The organism is Mycobacterium sp. TH-M106 (genome assembly GCF_057473765.1).
This window is the reverse complement of the sequence record NZ_JBYCLE010000647.1, coordinates 1-3,156: the sequence shown is the minus strand read 5'-3', so window position 1 is coordinate 3,156 and position 3,156 is coordinate 1. Positions and strand designations below refer to the sequence as shown.

Sequence of the window (3,156 nt, the reverse complement as noted above, 5' to 3'; positions counted from 1 at the left end):
ACGGCTGCGACGAGATCCGTACCCGGGTCCGCCAGGAGATCCGGGCCGGCGCCGACTGGGTCAAGTTCGCCGCGACCGGCGGCTTCGCCTCACCGTCTGACGATCCCGGCCAGGCCACCTACAGTCAGCAAGAAATGGACGCTCTGGTTGCCACCGCCGCCGACCTGGACATCCCGGCCACCCCGCACAGCTACGGCGACGAGGGCATCCGCCGCGCGGTACGGGCCGGCGTGCGCAGTATCGAACACGGAAACCTCGCCTCGGCCGAAGCCCTGCGAATGATGGAGGACGCCGGGGTGTTTCTGGTGCCGACCCAATACGCAATCCTGTCCGGCACCCGACGTGCCGACGACGACCCGTTCTGGGCCGCGGTTCCGGACTACGCGCGCCGCAAGTTCGCCAAATACCGTGCGGCGCTGCTGGATGCCGCCGAACGGCTGTCCGCCAGCAGCGTGCGGATCGCGTTCGGCACCGACGCGGGCATGTTCCCGCATCAGGAGAATTGGCGCGAGTTCGCCATGATGGTGTCCACCGGCATTACCCCGTTGCGCGCACTGCAGGCCGCGACCGGCGTTGCCGCCGAACTGCTGCGGCGCGACGACCTCGGCGTGATCGCTGCGGGCAAGGTCGCCGATCTGGTTGCTATGCCCGGCGATCCGTTCACCGACATCGAGGCGACCGGCCGCGTCGACTTCGTCATGAAAGACGGTGTCATCTACAAACATCCATCCCAGACGGAGTCGCAGACGCACTGACTTTGCGGGTGATCGATGGCGGGGCGCACTGACTTTGCGGGGGCGCTTGCCTCAACCGGTACCGCCGCGCGCAGCGATCCCGGCCTCCACGGCCGATGCGAATGTGGTCAGGTCGCAGATGAGTTTGTCGATCGTGCGTGGCTGTGGCAGATCCGCGTCGTAGATCCAGTCGGCGATGGTATCGAACAACCCGCCGACGGTCGCCACTGCCAACGCGTGATAATCCATCGCCGTTGCGCGGGCCTTGTCCGCGGCGTCCCGGTTTCGGCGCCAATAGGCCTCGATGAATGCCGCCGCCCAGCGGCGGTTCTCCCGCCGCTGGGCCTCGACTCGCGGCGAGATGCCCGCGCGCTCGCCGAAACTCACCACCGCGATGCGGGGGTCGTCGACCACTGCATGTGCGAACACGGACAGCACCTCGCGCAGGGTGTGTTTGTCTTGTCGTTCGATCGACTGCTGCAGGGCCTCTGCCAGCCGTTGTTCGATCCGTTCGGTGATCTGACGCACCAGCCCCACGTAGCAGTCCTCTTTGCTGTCGAACAGTTCGTAAAATGCTTTATTGCCGACATAGGCCGTCTGACAGATCTGCTCGATGGAGGTGTTGTCGTAACCATCGCGGGCGAACAGTTCCAACGCCGCTGCCAGCAGGTGTTCGCGACGTTCGGCTCGCCGCTGTTCGGCGTCCAGACCGCGGATCCTGCGGGTGCGGCGGCGTGCAGGCGGCGAGGGGCTGGGCGATCTGGGTGGTGTGAGCTTGCGCAACGCTGCCATGACGTTCGATTTTAGCCGTAGCCGCCGCGAATCGACACATTTTAACCGGAGCTCTTGTTTCTAACCGGTCGATGTGTTGTAATCTTGATCGGCGCTTCGCACTAGCGTGTCGGACGCCACACCAGCCCCGGGGGTCGGGAAGCCAAATGGTGGGTCCCCGACGGATTGCGGTCCGTCGGGGACCCACCGAGGTAGCACCGCGTATGAACCGACTAACCGCCCAGGCAGGCGGGTCCCAGCAGCGCCTTGAGGTCGCCCATCAGCGCCGACGACGGTGTCACCCGCAGGGCGGGGTCCAACTCTAAGACGGTGATGCGTTCGCCGCTGACCAGCCGCAACTGCACCTGCGCCGTGCCAGGATGGCGCGCCAGAACCTGCTTGAGCCTGGTGACCTTGTCCAGCGTGCAGTGCCGGGTCGACATGCTGACCGCGAGTGGACGGTCCGACCGGGCGTCCGAGAAGTCCGGCACCGAAAGCTCGTTGGCGATCAGCGATATCCGGTCGTCGCGAATCGCCACCTTGGCGCTGACGAGCACGACGGCGTCGTCGACGACCTCGGCGCCGTAAGCCGAGTAGGTGTGCGGGAAGAACATCACCTCGATTCCGCCGGTCAGATCCTCTAATTGCGCTGATGCCCAAGGCATTCCATTCTTATTGACCCGGCGATTGACCGACGCCAGGATGCCACCGACCCGAACCAGGGCTTCGTTGGGTACCTCGCCGTCGAGGATCGCCGGGATCGCGGTGTCGGTCTGGGTGGTGAGCAGGTGCGCGACACCGTTGAGCGGGTGCCCCGACACGTACAGGCCCAGCATCTCCCGTTCCAGCGCGAGCCGGTGTTTGTCGGCCCACTCCTCGTCGGGCACCTTGATGGAGAAAACCGCGTCGGCGCCGCCGCCGTCGCCGTCTGCTCCGCCGAACAGGTCGAACTGTCCCATCGCCTCGGCTTTCTTGGTGCCCAGCACCGAGTCGACCGCGTCGGCGTGCACCAGAAACAGCCCCTTGCGCGGATGGCCCAGTGAGTCGAACGCCCCCGCCTTGATCAGCGATTCGGTGACCTTCTTGTTGCAGGCGCCGATGTCGACCTTGTTGAGGTAGTCGGAGAAGTCGGTGAATTTGCCCTTGGCCGTGCGGGTGTCGATCAGCGACCCCACCACGTTGGCACCCACGTTGCGCACCGCAGCTAGTCCGTAGCGGATGTCGGTGCCCACCGAGGCGAAGTTGACGCCGGACTCGTTCACGTCGGGCGGCAGCACGGTGATGCCAAGCCGGCGGCAGTCGGCGAGGTAGACCGCGGCCTTGTCTTTGTCGTCGCCGACCGAGGTCAGCAGCCCGGCCATGTACTCGGCCGGGTAGTTGGCTTTCAGGTAGGCCGTCCAGTACGACACCATTCCGTACCCGGCGGCGTGCGACTTGTTGAAGGCGTAGTCGGCGAACGGCAGGATGGTGTCCCACAGCACCTTGATCGCTCCCGCCGAGAACCCGTTGGCTTTCATGCCCTCGGCGAATCCTTCGTGTTCCTTGTCGAGAACCTCACGCTTCTTCTTGCCCATGGCTTTCCGCAGGATGTCGGCTTGGGCCAGCGAGTAGCCGGCCACCTTCTGCGCGATGCGCATGATCTGTTCCTGGT

3 protein-coding genes are annotated in these 3,156 nt (G+C 65.3%); 1 reads left to right on the top strand and 2 read right to left on the bottom strand.

Annotated features, from left to right (window positions below):
• The coding region (locus tag AC2VOP_RS21605) for an amidohydrolase family protein (protein ID WP_486962865.1) at window positions 1-755 on the top strand (755 nt) is incomplete at its 5' end.
• A gap of 51 nt (window positions 756-806) precedes the next feature.
• Here the strand turns inward: AC2VOP_RS21605 and AC2VOP_RS21600 are convergent.
• Both AC2VOP_RS21600 and AC2VOP_RS21595 read right to left on the bottom strand, forming a co-directional pair.
• Window positions 807-1,526: a TetR/AcrR family transcriptional regulator gene (locus tag AC2VOP_RS21600; protein WP_486962864.1), complete on the bottom strand. Its 720-nt coding sequence runs from the start codon at window positions 1,524-1,526 to the stop codon at window positions 807-809.
• Between the two features lie 212 nt (window positions 1,527-1,738).
• Window positions 1,739-3,156: helix-hairpin-helix domain-containing protein (locus AC2VOP_RS21595; RefSeq protein ID WP_486962863.1), on the bottom strand; the 1,418-nt coding region annotated here is incomplete at its 5' end.

What these genes read in the sequence shown, in the direction of transcription:
- AC2VOP_RS21600 (WP_486962864.1), bottom strand. Translation starts at nt 1,526, where the DNA reads ATGGCAGCGTTGCGCAAGCTCACACCACCCAGATCGCCCAGCCCCTCG.